The organism is Duganella sp. Dugasp56, from assembly GCF_047304105.1.
In the GTDB taxonomy this organism is placed as follows: Bacteria; Pseudomonadota; Gammaproteobacteria; order Burkholderiales; family Burkholderiaceae_D; genus Rugamonas; species Rugamonas hordei.
In genome coordinates, this window is sequence record NZ_JBGLYQ010000007.1 from 76,096 (window position 1) to 98,892 (window position 22,797).

At 61.6% G+C, this 22,797-nt stretch carries 18 protein-coding genes; 4 read left to right on the forward strand and 14 right to left on the reverse strand.

The features are described from left to right. Positions 1-6 precede the first annotated feature (6 nt). Genes ACCD07_RS06500 through ACCD07_RS06510 form a run of 3 tightly spaced genes read right to left on the reverse strand, consistent with a single transcriptional unit; the run spans position 7 to position 4,432 of the window. Entirely contained in the window at positions 7-2,397 is a 2,391-nt protein-coding gene (locus ACCD07_RS06500; protein ID WP_413446846.1) for an ABC transporter permease, read from the reverse strand. 17 nt (positions 2,398-2,414) lie between these two features. Next, positions 2,415-3,095 (reverse strand): ABC transporter ATP-binding protein, encoded by a 681-nt coding sequence (locus ACCD07_RS06505; protein ID WP_176653137.1) that lies wholly within the window; start codon positions 3,093-3,095, stop codon positions 2,415-2,417. A 32-nt stretch (positions 3,096-3,127) separates the two neighbouring features. Further along, positions 3,128-4,432 carry an efflux RND transporter periplasmic adaptor subunit gene (locus ACCD07_RS06510; protein WP_413446847.1) on the reverse strand — a complete coding sequence of 435 codons (1,305 nt, stop codon included), beginning with the start codon at positions 4,430-4,432 and terminating at the stop codon, positions 3,128-3,130. 181 nt (positions 4,433-4,613) lie between these two features. Here ACCD07_RS06510 and ACCD07_RS06515 point away from each other — a divergent pair, with 181 nt between their 5' ends. Together ACCD07_RS06515 and ACCD07_RS06520 are read left to right on the forward strand one after the other, a co-directional pair. Then, the gene (locus tag ACCD07_RS06515) at positions 4,614-5,957 is read left to right on the forward strand and encodes a sigma-54-dependent transcriptional regulator (RefSeq protein ID WP_413446848.1); all 1,344 of its coding nucleotides are present in this window, start codon (positions 4,614-4,616) and stop codon (positions 5,955-5,957) included. Next, on the forward strand, positions 5,947-7,182 hold the full coding sequence (locus ACCD07_RS06520) for a sensor histidine kinase (protein ID WP_413446849.1): 1,236 nt from the start codon (positions 5,947-5,949) through the stop codon (positions 7,180-7,182). The genes ACCD07_RS06515 and ACCD07_RS06520 overlap by 11 nt, the downstream gene beginning before the upstream one ends. A 1-nt stretch (position 7,183) precedes the next feature. Here the strand turns inward: ACCD07_RS06520 and ACCD07_RS06525 are convergent, their stop codons facing one another. The 6 genes from ACCD07_RS06525 to ACCD07_RS06550 all read right to left on the reverse strand — a co-directional run bounded on the left by ACCD07_RS06525 (position 7,184) and on the right by ACCD07_RS06550 (position 14,570). After that, entirely contained in the window at positions 7,184-7,636 is a 453-nt protein-coding gene (locus ACCD07_RS06525; RefSeq protein WP_176653134.1) for a GNAT family N-acetyltransferase, read from the reverse strand. 88 nt (positions 7,637-7,724) lie between these two features. Then, positions 7,725-8,150 (reverse strand): organic hydroperoxide resistance protein, encoded by a 426-nt coding sequence (locus ACCD07_RS06530; protein ID WP_176653133.1) that lies wholly within the window; start codon positions 8,148-8,150, stop codon positions 7,725-7,727. A gap of 219 nt (positions 8,151-8,369) precedes the next feature. Then, positions 8,370-8,606, reverse strand: coding sequence for a DUF2783 domain-containing protein (locus ACCD07_RS06535; RefSeq protein WP_413446850.1), 237 nt, complete (start codon positions 8,604-8,606; stop codon positions 8,370-8,372). 98 nt (positions 8,607-8,704) lie between these two features. Then, the gene (locus ACCD07_RS06540; RefSeq protein WP_413446851.1) at positions 8,705-10,186 is read right to left on the reverse strand and encodes an efflux transporter outer membrane subunit; all 1,482 of its coding nucleotides are present in this window, start codon (positions 10,184-10,186) and stop codon (positions 8,705-8,707) included. Beyond that, the gene (locus ACCD07_RS06545; protein ID WP_413446852.1) at positions 10,183-13,338 is read right to left on the reverse strand and encodes an efflux RND transporter permease subunit; all 3,156 of its coding nucleotides are present in this window, start codon (positions 13,336-13,338) and stop codon (positions 10,183-10,185) included. Before ACCD07_RS06545 ends, ACCD07_RS06540 begins: the two co-directional genes overlap by 4 nt. A gap of 14 nt (positions 13,339-13,352) precedes the next feature. After that, entirely contained in the window at positions 13,353-14,570 is a 1,218-nt protein-coding gene (locus ACCD07_RS06550; RefSeq protein ID WP_176653129.1) for an efflux RND transporter periplasmic adaptor subunit, read from the reverse strand. Between the two features lie 761 nt (positions 14,571-15,331). On the opposite strand from ACCD07_RS06550, the gene ACCD07_RS06555 reads away from it, so the two are divergent. After that, a complete protein-coding gene (locus ACCD07_RS06555; protein ID WP_413446853.1) occupies positions 15,332-16,984 on the forward strand; it encodes a methyl-accepting chemotaxis protein in 1,653 nt (550 codons plus the stop codon). Positions 16,985-16,997: 13 nt separating this feature from the next. Here ACCD07_RS06555 and ACCD07_RS06560 read toward each other — a convergent pair whose 3' ends face one another. Next, complete coding sequence (locus ACCD07_RS06560; RefSeq protein WP_176653127.1) at positions 16,998-18,095, reverse strand: DJ-1/PfpI family protein; 1,098 nt, start codon at positions 18,093-18,095, stop codon at positions 16,998-17,000. 496 nt (positions 18,096-18,591) lie between these two features. Here ACCD07_RS06560 and ACCD07_RS06565 point away from each other — a divergent pair, with 496 nt between their 5' ends. After that, entirely contained in the window at positions 18,592-19,131 is a 540-nt protein-coding gene (locus ACCD07_RS06565; RefSeq protein ID WP_176653126.1) for a methylated-DNA--[protein]-cysteine S-methyltransferase, read from the forward strand. An 83-nt stretch (positions 19,132-19,214) separates the two neighbouring features. On the opposite strand, the gene ACCD07_RS06570 is transcribed toward ACCD07_RS06565, so the two are convergent. The 4 genes from ACCD07_RS06570 to ACCD07_RS06585 all read right to left on the reverse strand — a co-directional run bounded on the left by ACCD07_RS06570 (position 19,215) and on the right by ACCD07_RS06585 (position 22,669). After that, on the reverse strand, positions 19,215-19,856 hold the full coding sequence (locus ACCD07_RS06570) for a TetR/AcrR family transcriptional regulator (RefSeq protein ID WP_413446854.1): 642 nt from the start codon (positions 19,854-19,856) through the stop codon (positions 19,215-19,217). A gap of 142 nt (positions 19,857-19,998) precedes the next feature. Beyond that, positions 19,999-21,324, reverse strand: a complete 1,326-nt coding sequence (locus ACCD07_RS06575) for an MFS transporter (RefSeq protein ID WP_413446855.1) — start codon at positions 21,322-21,324, stop codon at positions 19,999-20,001. 59 nt (positions 21,325-21,383) lie between these two features. Then, positions 21,384-21,779 carry an ester cyclase gene (locus ACCD07_RS06580; protein ID WP_413446856.1) on the reverse strand — a complete coding sequence of 132 codons (396 nt, stop codon included), beginning with the start codon at positions 21,777-21,779 and terminating at the stop codon, positions 21,384-21,386. Between the two features lie 101 nt (positions 21,780-21,880). Then, a complete protein-coding gene (locus ACCD07_RS06585) occupies positions 21,881-22,669 on the reverse strand; it encodes a type 1 glutamine amidotransferase domain-containing protein (RefSeq protein WP_413446857.1) in 789 nt (262 codons plus the stop codon). Positions 22,670-22,797: the final 128 nt, after the last annotated feature.

A 22,797-nucleotide genomic window follows, 5' to 3' on the forward strand; every position in this document is an offset into this window, starting at 1 on the left:
TCCTCTTTATTCGCGCAGCGCGAGGGCCGGCGACATGCGTAAGGCGGTCAGCGTGTGGCGAGTGGTCGCCAGCAGCGCCACCAGCGCGGCCAGCAGCAACGCCGCCGCCAGCGTCCAGCCGCCGACAGGCGCGCGATCCGTGTAGCTGGCCAGGTAGCGCTGTATCGCCACCGCCGCCAGCGGCAGGCCGACCAGCGCGCCGGCCCCTACCAGCGTCGAGAATTCTCGGCCCATCATCAGCGCAATATCGATGCGGCCCGCGCCGTGCAGCTTGCGCATGACGATCTCGCGCCGGCTGCGTTGCACGCTGTAGGCCGACAGCACGTAGATGCCAAAGGCCGCCAGCGCGATCGCGATCACGCTGGTGGTGATCAGGATACGCATCAGGCGCGCGTCGGTGGCATAGCGTTCCGCCAGCACGGCTTCCTGGGTTGTCATTTCCAGGATGGCGTTAGGGAAGTGGCGACGCCATAGCGGTTCGATGTTGTTGTACGCCGCCCCCAGGCTGTCGGTGGTGCGGATCGTCGCCACAAAGCCGGGACGTATGAAGTAGACGATGGCTTTCGGTGGCTGTCGCAATCCCTGAAAGCGCACCTCGGGCGCGATGCCGACGATCTGCATGCCGCCGGGGACTGTCTGGCCGACGGCGTCCTGCGGTTGCGCATAGCCCAGCGCCTGCGCGGCGGTGACGTTGACCACGGCGCGCGGGGCTTTGCCATAGTCCACGTCCAGCTTTTCGTCGTACAGCCGGCCATAGAGTGGCTTCAGATGGTTCACTTCGAACCAGTTGGCGCTGACGTACTTCCCTTCCAGCGGAATCTCATTGCCCTCCTTGGTAGTGACCGTGTTAATCAATTTCATACGGTCGCGTCCCACCGCTTCGGAGATCGACGACACCCCCTGCACATGCGGCAGACGCTGAGCCTCTTCGATGAAGGCGGCGACTGTCGGCTTGCCCACTTGGCCTTCCGGCAAATCCACCACCATCAGATTGGACGGATCGAAGCCAGGCGATGCGTGGCTGGCGAAATAGGTCTGCCAACTGACCGCCAGGGCTGTCGCGCTGAGTGCCATCGCGCTGGAAAACTGCAACACGGTCAGCACGCGCCGCATCCACAGACCTGCGACCGTTTCGCTATTGCCGCGTCCTGCCAGCGCGGGGCCGGGCAGCGAGTTCTGCGCCAGCCAGGCGGGGTAAGCGCCCGCGCAGATGCCGATGAAAATGCTGAACAACAGCGCGATCGCGCAACGCAGCGGTGTGAACATGCCGTCCAGCCGGCGATTGACCAGATCGGAAAACACCGGCAGCAGCAGCCACGCGAGCATCAGGCCCGCGATGGCGGCCAGCATCGCGGTCAGCACCGCTTCGCTGAGGAACTGCCGTACCAGCCGCGAAGCGCTGGCGCCCAGCAGTTTGCGGATGCCGATTTCACGTTGGCGGCGCAGCGTGCGCACGGTCGCCAGGTTGACGTAGTTGATCGCCGCCAGCAGCAGGATCAGCAAGCCGCCGGCCGCCAGTCCGTACACGCTGCTGCGCTGGCCGTGGCGCTCGGCTTCGCGGCCGCTGGCCAGGTCCTCGTCGAAGTAGGCGTCGCGCAGCGGCAGCAAGCTGATATCGGCGACATTGCGGCCATTCAGGCCCTTGCCCAAGCCGCCGGTTTTCACGCGTTGGTTAAGCGGCGACTTCTCGCTCTCCGCCTGCAGCAACGCCGTCAGCGCGGATATCGATGCGCCGGGCGCCAGTTTGATGTAGATCGGGCCGCGTCCCCATTTGCTGGTGGCCGTGTCGCGTTCGTCCCATGCGCTGCTGCTGGTGCCAACCAGCGCTTCATACTGCTGCGTGCTATTGGCCGGCGCGTCGGGCAGCACGGCCCTCACCTGCAACGCGGTATCGCCAATTTTGACGGTTTGGCCAAGCGCAGAGGCGGCGCCGAACAGTTTGTGGGCGCCGGTGCGCGTCAGCGCCAGACCGTCCGGCTGGGTCAGCGCGGCATGTAGATCGCCCTGCAGTGCGCTGATGCCGAACATCGCGCGAAACGCCGGATCGACCACGAGCAGATCGACCTTGTGCAGCTCGTTCCCGGACCGCAGCGGCGTATCGATCGGTTTGGCGATGCTTGCCTCCGTCGCCATGCCACTGGAGAGTGCGATGTCTCGCAAGGGGATGAACGCCCACATTTGCCATTCCGGACGCGGGAAAACATTGATGCGCTGCTTGACCACGACCACGCGGTCGTTGTCAGGCACGCTGTTGTCGTAGTTCAGGCAGAACTCGACAAAGCCGAACAGCAGGAAGCAGGCGGCAAAGCCGATGGCCAAGCCGCCGGTAACCACGAGGGAATAAGCCGGCTGCTGCACGAGCAGACGCCAGCCGATGCGAAAATCGCGCAGGTTCATGTGGGTGATCCTGTCGCTTAAGCGGCTTGCAGGGCGTCGACCATGATGCGGCCGTCGAGCAGATTCAATGTGCGCGACGCTTGCGCGGCATGGTCCGGCGAGTGCGTGACCATGACCACGGTGGTGCCTTCGGCATTGATTTCGCGCAGCAGGCGCATGACTTCGTCGCCGTGGGCGGAATCGAGGTTGCCGGTCGGTTCATCGGCCAGCAGCACGGCGGGGCCGGCCACCAGGGCGCGTGCGATCGCGACGCGCTGCTGCTGGCCGCCGGACAGCTGCGAAGGCCGGTGCGCCGCGCGGTGGCCGACACCCAGCTTGTTGAGCATCGCGGTGACGCGCTCGCGCCGTTCGCGCGCCGGCGTGCCGTTGTATTCCAGCGCCAGTTCCACGTTCTCGAACACCGTCAGCTCTTCGATCAGGTTGAAGCTCTGGAAGATGAAGCCGATGCGGCCGCGCCGCAGCTGGTTCAGTTTCGATTCGCTCCAGCCGGCCACGTTCTGCCCCTCGAACCAGTACTCGCCGTGGTTGGGCACGTCCAGCAGGCCCAGTATGCCCAGCATGGTCGACTTGCCGCAGCCGGAAGGCCCGGTGATGGCGACGTATTCGCCCGCCTCGATTTCGAGGTCGATGCGGTCAAGGGCGGTGGTCTGGATTTCTCCGGCCTGGTGGATCTTGCTGATGCCGACGAGTTTGAGCATATGCGTTTGCCTTTGATGGTGGTGATGAGAATTTACTGCGTAATTTGCAGTCTGGGTGAATTTCCGTATGCGGCGTAGCTGGACAGGATCACCCTGTCGCCGGGGGCCAGGCCTTCCAGTACTTCGATCTGGCTGTTGTTGCGGCGGCCGATGCGCACCGGGCGGCGCTGCGCCATGCGGCCGCCCGCGTCCAGCACGTAGACCCAGGCGCCGCCGCTGTCGTTGATGAAGGCGCCGTTCGGCAGTAGCAGCGCCTTGGCTGGCTCGCCCAGCGTGATGCGCGCGTCCAGGCTCTGGCCGGGGTTCAGCACCGGCGGCTGGCCGGCCGTGAACACCAGTTCGACCATGAAACGGCCTTCCTTGATTTGCGGGTAGATGGCGCTGATGTCGGCCGCGTAGCTGCGCTGGTCCTGCTGCACGCTGCCGTGGCGGCCGACGGCCATGCGGTTCAGGTAGTACTCGTCGACGCTGGCCGAGAGCTTGAAGCGGGTGGGATCGTCGATGCGGCCGATGTTTTTGCCGGTGGCGATCGACTCGCCGACCTGCAGGCGGAAGTTGGTCAACCGTCCCTCGACCGGCGCGCGCACGGCCAGCGCCTCGACGGTGGCGGAGACCAGCTTGAGGCCGTTGTTCAGGCCATCGATCGAGGTTTCCAGCTGCTGCGCGGCGCTGCGGCGCACGTTGGCTTCGGTGCCGGAGGCGCGCTCCTCTTGCGCCAGCAGGCGTTGCTGCTGTTCGACCTTGTCGGCCGATTCCTCCAGCGCGACGGCGGAGATGAAGCCTTGCGCGGCCAGCCGCTTGTTGCGCTCATGCTGCTTGCGTGCCTGGTCCAGCGCATACTGCAAATCTTCGTGGCGGCGCAGATGGTCGCTGGCGCTGGCCTCCTGCGACACCCGCAGGTTGGACAGGTTGAAGATGCTGATCGCGTGCTCCGACTGGCGCGCCAGCAGTTCCAGGTTGCGTTGTGGGTTGGAGATGCGGAACAGCAGCTGGCCCTTCTTCACCAGCGCGCCGTCGGTGGCGAAGACTTCCTCGACCCGGCCCGACTCGACCGAATCGAGTATCACCGAGTTAAGCGGCTCGGCGCTGGCGCGCACCACGATTTCATCGACGAAGATGCCCGGTGCCGCCTGGCCCACGCGCAGCTCGGCGCCTTCCACCTGCAGACCGCGCGGCATCAATGACCACAAGGCATAGCCGCCGGCCGCGATGGCCAGCGTTGCGGCAATTGCGATGGCGGCTGTCTTGCCGCGCCGGCGCGGTACGACGATATCCATCGCAGCGCCGCTGGATGGCAGGTTGGGAACCGGACCGCTGATATTTTTTTTGGTGTGCATGCGGGCCATACTGCAAACCCCGTGCCATGGCTGAAAAGCGCTATTCGATGCGGTTTTGGCGCGTTATGCCTGCGAGGTGTTCATTTCCGGACACCGGCCGCTGTCCGGAAGTGGACAGCGCCGCGCCGTGAGCGCGGATGGGTCGTTTACAGCCGGCCGGCGGCTGATAGAATGACTTCCCATGTCCGCCTACATCCTGATACTTGACGATGACCCCGATGTCGCCACCGCCGCGCAATTGCTGCTGCGCCGGCGTTACGGCAAAGTCGCGACCTTGTGCGATCCGGCCGGCTTGCCGGCCTTGCTGGCACAGGGCGTGCCGGACGTGGTGCTGCTGGACCTGAACTTCACGCCCGGCTTCATCGACGGCGCGGAAGGGCTGGCGCTGCTGGACGTATTGCGCGCGCAGTCGCAGCCGCCTTCGGTGATCGCCATGACCGCCTATGCCGACGTGCCGCTGGCGGTGGAAGCGCTGAAGCGCGGTGCCGGCGACTTCATCACCAAGCCCTGGGACAATGCGCGGCTGGTGGCGGCGATCGACCAGGCGCTGGCACGGCGGGCGGCATCGCGCGGGCCATCGGCATCGGCGCCGGATTTGATGGGCGAGTCGACGGCGATGCGCGAGTTGAAGGCCTTGATCGCCAGCGTGGCGCCAACCGAGGCGAACGTGATGGTGTTGGGCGAAAACGGCGTCGGCAAGGAATTGGTGGCGCGCGCGATTCATGCGATGTCGCGGCGCTCGGCGGGCACCTTGCTGGCGGTCGATATGGGCGCGTTGCCGGAATCGACGTTCGAGAGCGAGTTGTTCGGGCATCGCAAAGGCTCGTTCACTGATGCCAAGGCCGACAGGGCGGGGCGCTTCCAGGCCGCGCGCGGCGGTTCGTTGTTTTTGGATGAAATTGGCAATATGCCGCTGGCTGCGCAGGCCAAGCTGCTGACGGCGCTGGAGCGGCGCGAGGTGACGCCGATCGGCGCCGACAAGCCGGAAGCGATCGATGTGCGCATCGTCAGCGCGACCAACCTGGACGAGGCGCGCTTGTTCGATCCCGCGGTGTTCCGGCCGGATTTGCTGTTCCGCTTGAATACCATCGTGATCCGCGTGCCGCCGTTGCGCGAGCGGCGGGAGGACATTCCGCTGTTGCTGGGTCATTACCTGAAACAGTACGAACTGCAGTACCAGCGGCCGGCGCGCAATGTGAGCGCGGCCGCGCTGGACGGACTGGTGGCACATGAATGGCCGGGCAATGTGCGCGCGTTGCGGCATGCCTGCGAACGCGCCGTCATCCTCGGGCAGGGCGCGGAATATGGTTTGGCCGATTTAGGCATGGCCGCCGCTGCCCCGGTCGCCGCCTCGATCCCTGTGGCCCCGGACGCCATCTCCAATGACATGACACTCGACGCACTGGAGCGCGACGCCATCGCGGCCACGCTGGCGCAATTCAACGGCAACATCAGCCACGCCGCCAAGACGCTGGGCATCAGCCGCGCCGCGCTGTACCGCAAGCTTGGCAAGCATGGCATCTGAGCGCGCCCTCAAGTTCGGCGCGGCCGCCAGTGTCGCCGCATTGATGGCGTTGACGGCCGCCGCCGACATGCTGGCCGTCACGCCCGAACCGCGCCGCATCGTATTGTGCTGCCTGCTGGCGGTCATCCCTGCGGCCACGCTCTGGCAATGCCTGCGCCGCCTGGCTCCGCGCATGCCGCGCATGGAGCGGAGCGATAGCGCCTTCGAAGTCCGCAGCTCCGCCGAAGCCGACACCATCCTCAATCTGGAAGCCCGCCTTGAACACGCGCCCATCGCGCTGTTCCGCATCCAGAACGCCTCCGGCCCGGGAGCCGTCGCGCCGCTGAACGCCAGCGCGCGCAGATTGCTCGCCCCCGGTCGCGCCAGTGCGCCGCAGGATATGCAGCTGCTGCTGGCGGCACAAGCGGCCGGTCAACGCCAGCTGGTCAGCTTCGACACCGAGCGCGGCGTGGAGCGCGCACTGGTCGCCGTCGCCGCATTGACGATGCAAGGCTCGGCCCAGCGCCTCGCCGCGATGATGCCGGTGGAAAGCGAACTCGAAGCCGAAGCCCTCAACGCCTGGCGCGAACTGGTTCAGGTGCTGACGCACGAAATCATGAATTCCCTGACGCCTGTCGCCTCGCTGTCGCGCACCGCCTGCGGCCTGCTGGAAGAAGCCGGCGCCGGCCTGCCCGCCGACATCCACGCCGACCTGGGTACCGCGCTGGACGCGATCTCGCGCCGCGCCGCCAGCCTGGTCGACTTTGTCGGCAGCTACCGCAGCCTGTCGACCGTGCCGCAGGCGCAGCCGCAGCGCGTGCTGCTGGAGGAATTGTTCGAGCGCCTGAATATGCTGCTGATGCCGCAATGGCAGGCCGCCGGAGGACGCGTGACGTTCTCGGTGGAGCCGGCCTCGCTGGAGGTGATGATCGATCCCGGCCAACTGGAACAGGCGTTGATCAACCTGCTGAAGAACGCCGCCGAGGCGATCACCGGCAAATCGCCGGAAGCCCAGGTGAGCGCAAGGCTGAGCCGGGGCGGCCGCCTGCGCATCGAAGTCTCCGACAACGGCCCCGGCGTGCCGGAGGCGCTGGCCGCGCACATCTTCACGCCGTTCTTCTCGACCAAGAAGCAGGGCAGGGGCATCGGCCTGGCGATGGTGCGCCATCTGGTGCACGCCAACGGCGGCACGGTGCGTTACGCGCGCTCGATCAGCAGCGGCGCGCGCTTCATGCTGACGTTCTAGATTAGCGGACCATGTCGATGTGCATGATGCCGTCTTCGTCATACGGCTCGGTCACCGTCTTGAAGCCGAAGCTGCCGTAGAATTTTTCCAGGTGCGCCTGCGCGCCGATGCGGAAGCCATGGCCCGGATGCAGCGCCTCGGCCAGCGGGATCGCCTTGGCCAGCAGCTCGCGGCCGATACCGCTGCCGCGCGCGGCCTGCGTGGTCAGCACGCGGCCCAGCGACATCTCTTCGTATTTCAACCCCGGCGGCACGCAGCGCAGGTAAGCCACCAGCGTGCGCTTGCCGTCGATCTCACGCCACGCCATCAGGTGATGGCACTGCGGATCGCAGCCATCGATGTCGGGATACAGACAGGTTTGCTCGAGGATGAACACCTGCTGGCGCTGCAGCAGTACTTCATACCAGTCGGCGCGGGGGATGTCGTCAAAAGCCAGCCATTGCCACTCAATCATTGCGTATCTCGGTTAGGAACGGGAACGATGATTGTATGTGAAAAAGCCGGCGCCTTTGAAGGGCGCCGGCTTCCGGAGGCTGACTCGATTAAACGATGGTCAGGGTCACGTCGATGTTGCCACGGGTGGCGTTCGAGTAAGGGCAGACGATGTGGGCGGCGGCGACCAGTTTCTCGGCTTCTGCGCGGTCCAGGCCTGGCAGCGAGATTTTCAGTTCGACTTCGATGCCGAAACCGGTAGGGATCGCGCCGATGCCGACAGTGCCTTCGACCGATACGTCTGCCGGTACGGCGATCTTGTCGCGGCCGCCGACGAATTTCATCGCGCCCAGGAAGCAAGCCGAGTAGCCGGCGGCAAACAGTTGTTCAGGATTGGTGCCCACGGCGCCGGCGCCGCCCAGTTCTTTCGGGGTCGTCAGTTTGACGTCCAGCACGTTGTCGGAGGAAACGGCACGGCCTTCGCGGCCACCGGTTGCTTTTGCGTTTGCGCGGTACAGAACTTGTTGGATCGACATGATGATTTCCTTTTCAGTGAGTGGGACTACATAAGTTAGGTACTATCTAATCGCTTGCTACCTACATGACGGCATAGCTAGCTTGCTAATTTACTTCTGTTCGGCGTTGTTTGCAGCGCCCATGTACACACTATAGATCGTGCACTACATAATAGCAAGCGATTTTTAAAAATATTTTCGCTTGCCTTAGACGAATCGGACATATGGATGGATTTGCGTTTACTGATGTTTGTCGACAACAGCCAGATTGAGCTGCGCTTCAATCTGGACCCGCGCCAACGCAAGGGCGTCGCGCAGCACAGCCATGTCGCCGATATGATTCGACAATAACAGTACCAGCCGAGCGTTGAGCATCGCGCTCTGGTCCGGATCCAAACCGTCATGAGAATCGCCCAGCATGTCATAGAATTCTTCAAAATCGCCGAGATTCTGGCGCAGGTTTAAAGAGGTATTCATACTCTTGCTCCATCTGGTTAACAACAGAAAAGGCGGCTGTCGCAGTCCGAAGCCCGATCGGGATCGACCTTTGGATACGCGGCAGCCGCATCCGGACGCTATCTTGAAACCTTGCCCTCGGCGTGCGCGATGGCGATGGCGGGATCCCATCCGCCGCCCAATGCGCGGTAGACCCCGACGGCGGCCCTGGCGGCATCGGACCGCTGAGTTTCAAGCAGATCTTTCGCTCCGAGCAGCTGCCGGTCGGCATCGAGCACATCCGTGAGCGTGATCGACCCCGCCCGGTATGCGCTGGCCGACAGCGCGCGGGCCTTTTCCAACGACTGGACTTCGTCCTGCAGCTGCGTCACATTGAGCTGAGTCTGTGAAAGACCCATGAATGCGTTCTCCACATCCTCCGCCGCGCGGAGCACGGATTGGCGGTAGACCGCCAGCGCCTCGGCGTTGGCGCCCTTTGCGCGCTTGATATCGGCGTCCACTTTTCCGAAATCGAACAGGCGCCAGCGCAAGCCCAAACCGCCCGCCGCCTGGAAAGCGCTGGAAGAGAACTGATGGCCGTTGACGCTGTCAAACCCCAGCGCTCCCGACAGCGACAGCTTGGGATAGTATTCCGAGATCGCCGCCCCGATGCGTTCATTGGAGGCCGCCAACCGGCGCTCGGCCGCAATGACGTCGGGACGGCGCCGCAGCACGTCGAGCGGCTGGGCGTCCGCCGGCACGGCAGGAATGCGTGGTATGTCGGCCACGACCTGCAGTTCGCTCGCGTAGGTGCCAGGCTGGACGCCCATCAGCACGTCCAGCCGGTTCAACTGGCGCTCGATGGCGATACGCAGCGGCGGCACCGTCGCCCGCGCGGCTTTCAGCAAGGCGTCGGCTTGCGCCACCTCCAGGCCCTGGGCGACACCCGCGGCATATCGGCGGTTGACCAGCGCCAGAAGCTGCTCGTCGGTCTCGATGTGTTTTTGCGCGATGAGCAGTCGCGCCTGATAGCCGCGTATCTGCAGATACGCGTCTGCCGCGTCGGCGGCGATGCTGACGTGCGTGCCCGAATGGTCGGCCTCCGCCGCCTGCGCCTCCCCTTCGGCCGCGCCGGAGTTGCGGCGCAGCCCGCCAAACAGATCCAATTCCCAGCTTGCCGCCGGCCCGATTGTGACGTCATGGGTATTGCGCTGGAAACCGGGGCTGGCACCGGCGATGGCGCCGAGCGGACTGCGCAGGCTTTGGCGCTGTGCGACAGCGGCACCGGCCAGGTCCGCCGTCGGCGCCAGTTGCGCCGCCGCGCCACCGGCCGCTGCTCGCGCCTGACTTACGCGGGCGATTGAGGCGGCCAGGTCGAGATTCTGCCGTAGCGCCCGTTCAACGATCGAGGTCAGGACCGGGTCGTCAAAACCCAGCCACCAGCGCTCCAGCGGCGGGGTGTTCACGTCGGCTTTGCCCGACAAGGGCTTCGCGTTGTGGAACGCGCCCAGACTGTTTTCCGGCGCTTTGTAGTCAGGGCCCACCGCGCAGCCGGCCAACGCCAATCCGGCCAGCAAGCCGCCAAAGGCGATCCTGATTGAAACGGGAATAATGGTGTTCATGCTGCTCTCCTAAAGCCGAGGAAATGGGTGCCCAGTTTGAATTTTCGGACAACGGTGTAGAACGCCGGCGTGAACATCAAGCCGAATATGGTGACCCCGAGCATCCCGAAGAACACTGTCGTCCCCAGCGAGCGACGCATCTCCGAACCCGCTCCCGTGGCGACGACCAGCGGCGCGACGCCGGCGATGAAGGCCAGCGACGTCATCAGGATGGGGCGCAGACGCTCGCGGGCGGACAGCACCGCCGCCTCCTCCGCCTCCATGCCGCTGTTGTCCTGGTGATGCTTGGCAAATTCCACGATCAAGATCGCGTTCTTGGCCGCCAGGGCGAGCAGCACCACGAATCCGATCTGCGCCAGGATGTCGATCGGCAGGCCGCGCAGGTGCAGGCCGCTGGACGCCGCCAGCAGGCACATCGGGATGATCATCAGGATCGCGAGCGGGATTCTCCAGCTTTCATACTGGGCCGCCAGCACGAGGAACACGAACAGGGCCGACGCCGCGAAGATGAACATGGTCGGGATGCCCTGCTGCTCCTGCTGGTGGGCCAGGTCCGCCCATTCGAACCCGATGCCGTTCGGCAGGGTCTGCTTCGCGAGTTCTTCCATGCGTTTTATGGCGCTGCCCGACGCCACGCCGGGCGCCGCGCTTCCCATGATTTCCGCGGCGGGATAGAGGTTGTGGCGCGGCACCCGATACGGTTTGGTCTGGTCCTTGAAGCTGGCGACCGAGCCGACGGGGATCATCTCGCCGCTGGCGTTACGCACCTTCAACCGCGCGATATCCTCGGCCGACTCGCGGAACTGCTGGTCGCCTTGCACATAGACGGGATAGGTCCTGCCCATGAAATTGAAGTCGTTCACGTATTGCGAACCCAGGTAGAGCTGCATCGTCGAGAACACATCGCCAGGCGTGAGGCCGAGTTTTTGCGTCTTGAGCCGGTCGACATCCACATACAGCGATGGCGAACCCGCGTTAAACAGCGTAAACGTGCCGGCGAAGGTCTTGTCCTTGTTCGCTGCGGCGACGAGATCGTTGGCGGCCTTGGCCAGGGCTTCGTGACCCAAGCCGCCACGGTCCTCCAGCATGAGCTTGAAGCCGCCCGCCGATCCGAGGCCTTGCACGGTCGGCGGCATGACGGTGATAACGTAGGCGTCCTTGATGGCGGCGTTGAATCGCTTTTGCAGGGTTTGAACCATCGATGCGGCGTTGACGCCCGGTACGTGCTTGCCGTACAGGGACGGCAGCGACGAGAACACGGTGCCGACGTTGGGGGCGACGGTGTAGGTGGTGACGTCGAAGCCGGCCGTCGGCGAGGTATGTTCGACCCCCGGCGTGCTCAGGGCGATTTCATTGACCTGGCGGATCACCTCGTCGGTACGCTCCAGGCTCGAACCCGGCGGCAGCATGACGATGGTGGCCAGGTAGCCGATGTCGGAGTCCGGGATGAAACCGGTGGGCATCTTCGATACCTGGAACGAAGTCAGGCCGATCAGACCCGCATAGGCCACGAGCATCACGCCAGTCGCGCGCACCAGGCGGCCGGTGAGCTTGCCGTATTTCGTCGACATCCATTCGAAACCGACATTGAAACGCTCGAAGAAGCGTTGCAGAGGCTTCATGACGGGATGCACGTCCTCTTTCGCGTGTGGCTTCAGCAAGACGGCGCACAGCGCCGGGCTGAGCGTCAAGGAGACAAAGCACGAAATAATGGTGGAGGCGGCGATCGTGATGGCGAACTGCTTGAAAAAGATGCCGGTGATGCCGGAGATGAAAGCCGTCGGGACGAAGACTGCGCACAGGGTCAGCGCGATGGCGATCAGCGCAGTCGACACCTCTTTCATCGTTTGATGCGCCGCTTCGCGGGGCGCCATGCCCAGCACCATGTTGCGCTCGACGTTTTCCACCACCACGATGGCGTCGTCGACCACGATCCCGACCGCGAGCACAAGTCCGAACAGGGAGAGATTGTTGATGGACGCGCCGGTGAGCGCCATGACGGAGAAGGTGCCGATGAGCGAGATCGGAATGGCCACCACGGGGATGATCGTCGCGCGCCAGCTTTGCAGGAACAGGAACACCACGCCGACGACCAGCACGATCGCCACCGCGATGGTGACGATCACTTCTTCGATCGACTGGCTCACGAAGGTGGTCGGATCATACAGGTGGTCGATGTAGTCGACGCCGGGCGGGAAGCTTTTCTTCAGTTCGGCCATTTTCTTCCAGATAGCCCGCTCGACCTGGACCACGTTCGCGTCTGGCGTGGCGATCACCCACCACGGCGCCGACGGATACCTGTCGGCATAGGCCTTGGAGCCGTAGTCGATCGAGCCCAGCTCCACGCGGGCCACATCGCGGACACGGGTGACTCGGCCCTGCGGGTCCGACTTGATGATGACGTCGCCGAACTGTTCGGGCGTCGTCAGGCGGCCAAGCGTCTCGACATTGATCTCATAGGCGGAATGGCTGGAAATCGGCGGCTTGTTGAGCACACCCGCCGGCACCTGAGCATTCTGCGCGCGCAATGCCGCCAGGATGTCGTTGGCGGTGATGCTGTAGGCCGCGGCCTTGTCCGGATCGACCCAGACGCGCATGGCGTACTGGCGCTCGCCCAAGGCCCAGAACTGGGATACACCTGGAAGCCGCGCGATCTCGTCGCGGATCTTCAGCATGTAATTGGACAAGTACTCAGGGCTGCGCGAGCCGTCCGGCGAGATGACGTGGATCCCCAGCAGCAGCGCCTTCACGGTTTTATTGACCGTGACGCCCTGCTGTTGAACCTCGGGCGGAAGCCGGGACAGGACATCCTGCACGCGATTGCGGGTCAGCATCAGCGCGGTGTTGGGATCGGTGCCGACCTTGAATATGACGGTGGTGGTGAGGCGGCCATCGCCGGTGGACTGGCTGGTAATGTAGTCCATCTTCTCGACGCCATTGACCGCCTGTTCGATCGGCGTCGCGACCGTGTTGGCGATTGTTTCCGCCGAGGCGCCGGGGAACGAGGTGGTGATATCGATCGCCGGAGGGACGATGTTGGGATACTGGGCGACGGGCAGGAAGAACATCGTGGCCAGGCCGGCGATCACTATGAAGGTGCTGAGGACGGCGGCGAACCGCGGGTGCTCAATAAAAAAGTGGGCTAGTTTCATGATTTACCTCGTCCTTAGCGCAGGTTCGCGACAGTTTGAATCGGAGCGTTCTGCGGCGTTACCTTTTGGCCAGGCACCGCCAGCGGAATGCCTGCGGTGACCACCCGGTCCGTCGGCTTCAATCCGGACTGGATCACCCGCAAGCCATCGCGCATCTCGCCGATTTGCACCTGCTTGGGCGTCACGGTATTGTCCGGGCCCACGGTCAGCACGATATGGTTGGACTGGTCCGCCAGCACCGACGCGTCCGGCACCAGCAGCGTCGGCTTCGCGTCTGATAGCGCGAGGCGCACCCGGGCGAAGGCGCCCGGCGTCAGCATCAAATCGGGATTAGGCACCGTCGCCCTCGCGTGTATGGTGCCGCTGGACCTGTCGAGCGCATTGTCGATAAAGTTGAGGGTGCCCTGGCGGCCGTAGTTTTTTTCGTCGCTCAGCGCGATCTCCACCTTGTCGGCCAGTTCCCCCTTCTGGCTCGTGCGTTCGCGCATGAAGGCCATGTAATCGGCTTCGCTCATGTCGAAGTTCAGGTACACCTGATCGAGGGAGACCAGCGTGGTGAGCAGCGTCGTCTGCGCGCCGCCGGCGCGGCTGCCGGACACCAGGTTGCCGGCCGATACCAGATGCGTACCGATGCGTCCGGTGAAGGGCGCGGTGATACGCGTGCGATCCAGGTCGAAGCGGGCGTCGCGGATCAGCGCCTGCGCCGCATCCACGGCGGCTTGCGCCTCGCGCTTCTCGGCTGCTCTTTGGTCGACGTTTTGACCGCTGCCCGCATCGTCGCGCTTGAGCGTCTCGGCGCGCTGCAGCTCGCGGGATGCCAGTTCCAGACGCGCGCGCGCCGTCTCCAGCTGCGCGTTGGCCTGGCTCAGCCGGATTTCGTAAGGCGTCGGATCAACGACGAACAGCAACTCGCCCTTTTTCACCACGCTCCCGTCCTTGAAACCGATCTGAGTGAGGATACCGCCGACCTGTGCGCGTATTTCCACGCTGCTCACAGCGGAAAATTGCCCCAGAAATCCCAGTTGTGGCGCCAGGTCGCGCTGGGATGGCGTGGCGACGGTCACGTTTGGCGGCGGAGGGGGGGAGGTGTTGGCGGGCGAGTCGCCCGAATAGACGGCCAGGCCTGCCGCCAAGGCGATGGCCGACAACGCGATGCCGGAGCCGATCCAGATTTTTTTAATCCCCCGCGTGCCCGAGGATCCCGCATCGTCTTGATAGATATCGTTCTTCATAATTTTCCTTGTTGGTCTTGAAGTTGATTTGCGTCGTTAAGTGATGTTTGCCGCAAGCGTCGATTCGACTGCCTGACCCGGATTTAGATGATCAGGTGACACTATGATTTAATGGTAAAACTCATCATCTAAAAAGTCAACGTTTAGATGATGATCTTGCACAAAAAAATGCCATGGCCGTGCGGTGGTGCGAAATGGATGTGAAATCGGAATCGGTGCGGGAGCGCCGGCCGACGGGATGGCCTGCCGGGACGCGCGGAGGAAGCTGGGGAGCGGGTTATGGCTTGTGCGCGGCGGCGCGATGTGCGCGCGCATGGGATGTGAAGCGCGGCCACATTGCGATCATGGCCAGAATACGGGGTGGGTACAGCAGTCCTCGCCGGATTGCCGCAGAACTTCATTTGCGCTTCGGCGATGACTTTGCGGAGTGCATAAAGGCGCTGATGAATGTTTGAAGGCATTACACATCCGTTGAGAATGTGGACTATGGAGATGGCGTATCTTGGCCTGCATCTAAAAAAAAATGTTTGACAAAAAAAGTACAAATTCTGCCATTCCCCAAGCCGGACGCATTACGCGCATTGGCGAAAATTGCCCCTTTTTTGTCAAACATTTTGTTTTGAATGGCAGCCAGAATTAACTTTCGTAAAGAAATTTCACTACCTGGTCATGAAGGAGTACGAGGAAGTGCATTGCTGCTTTCGTGGCTCAGCACACGCCAACCGGAGCCTGAGCAATCCACTTTTTCTGCGAGATTAAAAATGTTCAATAAAAAACTTACCGTGGCAAGTCGTTTGGCTTTTGGATTTGGCGCACTGCTGCTGTTGATGGTCGTCGTTGCTTTGATTGGGGTTTCGCGTCTTCAGGATGTGGAGGAAATTACCAACACATTAACGGACAAGGACCGCTTGGTCGCCTACGCCATCACCGACATTGAGGCGCTTGTCCGCTCCAACGGGTTGGCAGTATTGGAGCTCACGATTGTCAAAGATGTGGCGCGCATGGAGCACCTTCGTAAGGAAATCACGAGAAACAGAAGCAAGATAAGCGATGCATTGTCGACCGTTGAATCAGTAGACGGCGAGGTCTCGCACCGGCCATTGCTCGCCGACATCGTCAGGGCCCGTGTAACGGCCGCGGATTCGATTGACAAGGTTTTGAAGTTGATTGAAGACGGGCGCAGGGAAGACGCAATCGCGACGGTAACGTCTGAAACGATTCCGTTCCTTACCGCTACGCAGGCTGCAATAGCTACGTTATCCGCAAGCGAATCCAAAATCATCATATCCAGGGCCGCCGACGTCAAGCGAATCACCAATGCCGCCTACGCCATGATTTTCACAGTGAACGGAATCGCGATTGGTATCGCAATACTCATTGCGTTGTCGATTTCAAGAAAGCTTACGGGGCAGTTGGGCGGCGAACCTGAATACGTCGCCTGCGTCGCAAAGGCAGTAGCAGCGGGTGATTTAACCATGATTGTCGAGACCAAAGACGGTGACAAATCCAGCCTGCTTTTCTCTATGAAGGAGATGTGCTTCCGGCTCTCGTGTAACATTCTGCGAGTGCAAACCGGCACAGACACCATCGCAAGCGCGACGAACCAAATCGCCGCGGGAAACCTGGATTTGTCAGCCCGCACGGAACAACAGGCGAGCGCGTTGGAAGAGACTGCGTCTTCGATGGAGCAGCTGTCGTCGACCGTAAAACAGAACGCTGACAATGCGAAACAGGCGAACACCCTGGCCATCTCCGCCTCTGATGTTGCCAGTCGCGGCGGAAAGGTCGTTTCCGAAGTCGTTGATACGATGGGCGCAATCAACGACTCCGCGAAAAAAATCGTGGACATCATCGATGTCATCGACGGCATCGCCTTCCAGACGAATATTCTCGCTCTCAACGCGGCGGTTGAAGCGGCACGCGCCGGCGAGCAAGGCAAGGGTTTTGCTGTGGTCGCTACGGAGGTGCGCAGCCTGGCCCAGCGTTCCGCAAGCGCTGCGAAGGAAATAAAGTTCTTAATCGACACCTCAGTAGAGAAAATCGAAATCGGCAGCGCGCTTGTAGACCAAGCGGGCGCAACGATGGAGGAGATTGTCGCATCAGTCCGGCGAGTGACGGACATCATGAGCGAAATCACGACTGCAAGCATGGAGCAGGAGGCCGGCATTCAACAGATCAACCAGGCGATCACTGAAATGGATGACGTGACCCAACAGAACGCTTCACTGGTGGAACAAGCGGCCGATGCTTCAGCTGCGCTGCAAGAACAGGCGTCAGTCTTGATGGATGTGGTTCACGTATTTAAGGTTGACCGCACATCGACGCGGCGCGGGCTGGAAGGCATCAAGAACGTCGCTGTCGAAGTGGATGTGCATGGCAGGGATGTCCCTGTGAAGATGGTCCGCCTTCGGTAAGGAGGCCGCTTGTCTACTTCATGCTGAAGGCCTTTGGGCGCACGGCACCTGTGGCTCGAGAGTCGTCAATGCCAAGTCCATCCGATGATATCGAATGGCATCCCTCGGTTCGCGGCGTAACTGGCGGAGTTGCAAAGCGGCCACGCGAAAGACCGAAGCTCTCCCGGTATTCTTTCGGCGTTATCGCGAGCTGCTGCACAAAGGCCCGGCGAAGTGATTTCTCATCGCGAAAGCCCGTCAGTCCGGCGATTACCTTGAGTGGAAGGTCATCAGTTCCGAGGTGCTCGCACACGGCCTCTACACGAAGAGCCTGTACCCAACGTGCAGGAGTCATTTTGAAATGCAGCTCAAAATGCCTTGCGAATGTGCGTGGAGTCATCGAAACGATTTTAGCCAGGGTGTTAACTCCAAGTTTTTCTGTCAGATTTGCCTTGGCCCAGGCCGGCAAACTTCGCATTGGCGAACCGCCGACGCTATCTTGCTGGGCAAGCATTGCGCTGTACTGGACTTCGGTTCCCGGCCGACGAACGTAGAGCACAAGAGCGTGTGCGATTGATGCGACCATCTTGTGACCGAAATCCTCCTCGACGATGGCTAAGGCCATATCTATTCCAGCCGTCACGCCGGCAGTCGAATAGACATTGCCGTCCTGGATGAAAATCTGGTCTTGCTCCATCAAAATCTTCGGATATTGTTGCGCGAGCCTGTGCGAGTGATGCCAATGCGTAGTGGTGCGCTTTCCATCAAGCAGGCCTGTAGGTGCCAACACGAATGCCCCAGTACAGACCGAGACAATGCGCCGCGCGCGAGACGCCCGCTCGCGTATCCACTGAATTAACTCCAACGCAGGCGCCTCAAAAACGCCCGTGCCTCCCAGAACAATTAGCGTATCGATAGCTCCATCATAGTCGGTATAGGGAATGCAGTTGGTCACCGTGACGCCATCTATGCCGCGAACTTCGCGCTCCGAAAGCGTCGAAAGCAGTACCGGGATATAAGCCGGCTCGCCATCTATGGTGGGGTATGAAAACACGGATGTAATCGAGACTAAACTTATAAGGTCCCCTGGCGAAGAAACCAGATACACGATGATTTTTTGACGACTAGGCATGCAGCTACCTCAAAACAAAAAGTGGAGTCTTCGTCTGCCGGCGCGAGGCTCGTGGCCGGGTGCCTCATGCCCGATAGATACTTCTACCATGCATCTTACACGTCTAGAAAAAATGTTAGTAGGGACCAAGAACTCGTTGGCAATGCGTCATTTTGAGCGGCGAGTGCAAGCTGGTAGCGACGCGGGAGCTAAATTAATTGCGTCAAAATCGGCTAGAAGGACCGCAGAATGCCATGTGACGGCCCTTGGGGGAGGTGAGACTGGCGCATTTTGATATCACTGAAAAATGGAAACGTTACCGTCATGCTAGACACGGTGGCAAAAAAGTGCCCGTTTTTTGTCAAACATTTTGTTCTCAATCAACGTCAAAATTAAAATGAAGTTAAGGCATGCCTGACGCTGCGGGAATAAAAATGGCGCGGGGGACCGTAGTTTTTCCATTGCCTCGGCCGTGAATCTCGAAGCGAAAAACAGCTCTGTTGAATAAAGAAAATCGATGTCTTACGAATACATTTGGGTTGATTCACCCGTTGGAAAATTACGCATCGTAACTAAGGGTGATGCGCTCTCCGCCATTCTATGGGAGGTGGACCGCCCGAACCGTGTGAAGCTCGGCCTCATGACGGAAAACAAAAATAGCGTGGTGCTGGCCCAGATCGCAGAGCAGCTTTCCGAATACTTTGACGGGCGCCGCGACACCTTTGACGTGAAGCTTGATTTCAACGGAACTGAGTTCCAAAAGAAGGTGTGGGCTGCATTGCTAAAGATACCGTTCGGTGAAACGAGAACATATGGCGAGATTGCCGAGCAAATTGGTTTGCCGACCGCGGTGCGTGCGGTTGGGGCCGCGAATGGACGAAATCCTATTTCAATCATCGCGCCGTGTCATCGGGTTATCGGGGCGACGGGCGCTATGACCGGTTTCGCCGGAGGCCTGAGAGCAAAGGAAATACTGTTAACGGTGGAAGGGCACCACCTGGTGCAGGGCAAAGTCGTTGACAGGGGAGTAGGTAGCCAGTGCTCACTGAATATATAGAAATTGACACAAGTTTCCTAGTCTCCCTTGGGAGATTTTTCTGCCTCCGATCTGGAGGCAGTTTTTTATTTTCGAAACGAAGTCTACAGAGACTTGCCGTTGGCGCTCACTTTCCTCGGTTTGACCGGGGCTCCCAGCTTGTCGTCCGGCGTTTTGCGGGGAGGCTTCAGCAGGCGGTTCTTTGTTACGTCGAGGACGCGCTCCGACAGTTTGGCGTCGTCAACAAGCCGCGACATCGTTATCGCGCCGATCATGGCCGATATCGTAAAAATCGCGTCGTCCTCTGCGGAGTCGCCGGCATCGGCGCCGCCCGTCTTGACGGCGATCTCGATCAACTGCTTGAGGCCCCTGGAGATGCCCTCGCGCGTGGCGGTGTCGACGCGGGCCAGCTCACTGCCCAACTGGATCACCGGGCAGCCGCCCAACTCCTCGTCCCGGAACTCGGACGTCAGATAGCTTCGGAGGTATTTGAGAAAGGAAGAGGGGCCCTTGGCGGCCGCCGACTGGGCCGCGTCGACAAACACATCCATGCTGACCGTCGCGGCTTCGGCGACCAGGGCTTCCTTCGAAGGAAAGTGCCGGTAAAACGCGCCATGCGTCAGGCCCGCGGCGACCATCACCTCGGCCACGCCGGTGGCGTCGATTCCTTTTTTCTTAAACGCCTGCGCGGCCACCTCGACGATCCGCTTGTGGGTCTCCGCTGTTTCGGCTTTGGACTTTTTCATTGCTTAACTCCTTGGTAATGTGGCTTCAATCCTCCCCGGCGGCGAGGTCGTGTCGGATTGATAATGTGACGCCTGTATAAGTTAGATGATACAGCTAAACTAAAAATAACGCACAATGCCGCTTGTGCCTGGGGTGTTGCCGTCATTTCGTACTCCTGGAATTGGCGCTGTCCGGTGCGGACAAATAGGCGACGACCGCCAGCAGTTGGATCGCGGCGGAGATTAAAAATATGCTGTGGTCCGACCAGGTCTGTCGAAGCAGGCCAAACACGGCCGGCGCCATCGCGTACGCGCCTTGCGAAATGGCGACGATCAACGCGACCGCCCTGGCGGCGTCCCGGCTCGAAAATTCAATATTGGCGATGACGGGTGGAACGGAGATGGCATTGCCGACGCCGAACCCGAACAGCACCACGCCAAGAATCAACAGAGCAACATCGGCGCCGCCGGCGAGGATAAAGATGCCGCAACCCAGCGCCTGGGAAAGCAGGCTGAGCGAGGCGATCGCGCGCCAATTGGAACGACCCGATGCCCTCCATCCCACGACCAGGCGGCCAGCCACCGCGGCCACACCGCAGGCGCCGGCGGCCAGGCCCGCGCCTTGCGCTCCGAGAGCCGGCGTCAGCACCGAAATCAGGTGGGCGACCAATCCGGTCTGCGCGAACAGCGCCAGTGTCATCCCGATACACAACGTCAGGAATGCTCGATCCCGGAATGGAACGAAGCGCGCGGGGATGCCGGTTTCCGCAATCGCAGCCGACGCCGGATTGCCGCCGGCCGATGTTGCGCCATCGGGCGACTGGCCGAGGCTTTCGGGCGACCGCCCAAGAACCAGGACGGCCAGCGCACCGAGCGTCCCGACCATGACGACGCCGACCACGACAGCCGCCGTTAAAAACCCCACGCTGTGAATCAGCGCGATCCATAGCGGAGAAAATATCACGCCGCCGACACTGCCGCCGTTGAACGCCACACCGAGCGCCAGCGGGCGTCTGGCGTTGAACCAAGGCGCGACGATGGCGTTAACCGTCGCCGCGCCGAGGGCGGACCAGCCGATGCCGGTCAGGACCGCCGCCGCGTAGAGCTGCCAGGGAACGGCCGCGCACGCCCACCCCACCACCCCCAGCGCCATGACAACACCAGCGGCGAAGGTCATGATCGGAAGCCCGAATCGGCGGTGGAGCGCCGGAAGCGTGGGAATGAGCGCGAGGCCGACCAGGAAGTGCAGGGTCACCGCCCCCGACACCAGCGCGATGGACCAGCCGCGCGACTGGTGCACCATCTCCAGATACGCCGGCGGTCCGTAAAAACCCGTACCCCAGCCAAATACCGCCACCACAAAGGCGGCGGCGACGACGCGCCAGCCGTAGAACGGCGCGTCGCCGGCGCGGATCGCCGCGCGGTGACCGGCGGGCCCCGGCGCCGGCTTGCCTGGCTGGGTGGGTGTAATAGTTTCGTAGTGAGCCACGATCAAATCTCCATGTGGGCTGTCTGTCGGCGGGGCGTCCAGCGCCCCGGCCAGTGGCATCAGTACATGGTGTTGCCGTTTTTCGACGTGTCGGGGATCGTCTGGATGACATCCCAGTGCTCGACGAGCTTGCCATCCTTGACACGGAAGAAATCGACACCCACATCGCCATTTTTTCCGATCAGGCCGGTCCAATGGGCATGCACGGCGACGATGTCGCCATCGGCGATCACATGTCGAATATCACCCTTGGCGTTGGGGAACGCTTTCAGGAAAAAGTTAATGTAGCTTCGCAGCCCTTCCACACCGTCCTCGGCGGCCGGCGTGTGTTGAATGTAGGTGTCGCCGACGTAAAGCGCGATTGCGCCATCGACATCGCCATCAAAATGCGCCTGCTTGTAGAAGGCTACGACGGCTTCTTTATTTTTTTCCTGAATGCTTTTGGTATTGGTCATGATCTTTTCCTTTGATGTGCGCGGCGCGCGGACGGGTGTCCGGCGCAAAAAATTTGAGTAATGAAGCACTGCTTTGTCGATGCAAGCGAAGCCTGGGAGCGTCAGGCGGCGCCATCGAGCGCAGCGATAAACTTCTCTGCCAGCTCGTGGTCCGACATCGGGTTCTGGCCGGTCACCAGTTCGCGGTCGACGACCACATGCGACGTGAAGTTGTCCGCAGTGATGATCTTGCCGCCGGCCGCCTCCAGCGCGTCGGGCATGTTGAAGTGGAGCTTGGCATGGAATACGTTGTCCTCGGCGTATTCCTCTTCGCTGCGCGAGAAGACGGTCATGCGGTAGCCTTCATACTGCCAACCCTTGGCCAGTTCGGCGGCCTTGGCCTTGTCTTCGGCGATCAACGCGGCCCGGAATTCCGGCGCGGTGTTCAGTTCCGCAAGAATCGACACCGGTCCGTGGCAGATTGCCGCGGTGGGTTTTTTGTGTGCGTGGAAATGGCGAAGTATCTCGCGCACGCTTGGGTCTTGCATGACGTCGACCACCGGCGCGTGGCCGCCGGGGAAGAAGACGCCGGCGTATCGGTCCAGTCCATCGTCGACCACCGAACGCAGCGTGCGAACCTTGTTCATGGCGGGGTCGTTGACGAAGAAGTTGCGGGCGCGTTGACGAGCTTCATCGTCGCCGCCGAAATAGATCAGCGCATCGGAATCCTTATCCATATGCGGCTTCTCGCCGGTCGGCGTGGCGAGAACAAAGTCGTAGCCCGCCTCGACCAACGCCATGATCGGCACGGCCGTCTCGTTCAAAAACTGTCCGATCAAAATCGTGCCGCCGCCTTTCGCTTCCAGCAAGGTGGCGTTGGAGCCGACGACCAGGATTGTGCCCTTTTTCATGATGATTTCCTTTTTCTTTGCGGGGCCGCCCCGGTTGCTCACCATGAGCAGTCGAACCGGCACCCAATTAGTGGGGATAGTGAATCTGAGAACAGCGATCGCATGAAAATCCGACGCCACATGATTCG